Origin of the sequence: Neobacillus niacini (assembly GCF_000759675.1) — a bacterium.
Classification (GTDB): domain Bacteria; phylum Bacillota; class Bacilli; order Bacillales; family Cytobacillaceae; genus Neobacillus; species Neobacillus niacini_A.
In genome coordinates this window covers 1-1,135 of record NZ_BAWM01000106.1, presented here as the reverse complement: position 1 = coordinate 1,135, position 1,135 = coordinate 1, and the positions used below count along the sequence as shown (strand labels likewise).

2 protein-coding genes are annotated in these 1,135 nt (G+C 34.1%); both read left to right on the top strand.

Annotated elements, in window-relative coordinates; translation table 11 throughout:
• On the top strand, positions 1 to 238 hold a 238-nt coding region (locus TR08_RS33415), incomplete at its 5' end, for a hypothetical protein (protein ID WP_238579235.1).
• Positions 239 to 429: 191 nt separating this feature from the next.
• The gene (locus tag TR08_RS30535; protein WP_052427615.1) at positions 430 to 960 is read left to right on the top strand and encodes an SMI1/KNR4 family protein; all 531 of its coding nucleotides are present in this window, start codon (positions 430 to 432) and stop codon (positions 958 to 960) included.
• The last annotated feature ends 175 nt before the right edge of the window (positions 961 to 1,135 follow it).

Here is a 1,135-nt window from a genome sequence, read left to right as displayed (position 1 = left end):
TTCCTTGTTGGAAGAGTATGGTGTACAAGCGATAAAAAGTAAGGAAGCCAAATGCCGATTTAGGGAGTCGGATAGCAGCGTAGTACCAATGAAATTGGGTAATGCCGATGGAGGAAAGGCTAGCTACCAGTTATCACCCTTACTAGGGGCACATTTACTACACACAGAGGTAGGAATAATAAATGGAAACAAGACTAGTAAGGATAGCAGAAATAGCAAATCAGATCCTAGAAGATAAGCTATATTTTGTGAATGGTAACTAGGAGGAGCCGTGTGCGTTAATTGCGCAAGCACGGTTCTGGGAGGGGGGAGAACACAATCTACCGTAAGGTAGAGAGGTTCTCTTCTACTCGACTAGTGAAGGAAGGGAATTTCCAATTACCTCACGAATAGTATTACTGTTTAAATTTTTGTATAAGGGAGATGAATATGATTAATTTTTCAATATCTAATGTTTTAGAAGCACTAAAAACAAGATTGGATGAAGATAATTTATTAAATGTCCATAGTACATCTGGTGTTTACACTAAAGTTGGTTTTAATTTTAACAAGCCTATAACTCATCACGAACTAGAACAATTCATAATAAATAATGATTTGAACCTGCCTACTGAATATAAAGAATTTTTATTATTACATAATGGTGCAGAGTTCTTTACCTACGAATATGGATACTCCTTTTGTCTATATTCAATCGAGGAAATGATTCGTACATACAATTCAATGAAAGATTATTGTGATGTTGATTACATTTTGAAATATTGCTACCCAATTGGCTATGTTATGGATGGTGGTACGTTATTACTTGACCATTCCGAATTTAAAAAAACAAATGTCTTATTAAGTGGTATTGAAACCAAAAGTTTTTATTGTGACTTAAAAACCTGGTTAGAAAGAATGATTATTGCACAAGGAAATGCGTATTGGGAATGGTTTTCAAAAGTGGTCCATTTTGATTAATTTAAGTGGAGAAATTTAACGATGTTATAACAAGGAAACGTTATTTTGTTGTTCAATTAATATAGCAGATTGTGAAGCATTGTACTTAAAGTAACGGGTGCATTAATACAATAATTTTGGATCGCCTTAAGGCGGTCTATTTCTTTTTACATATAACGAGGCTAACCTTTTGTTG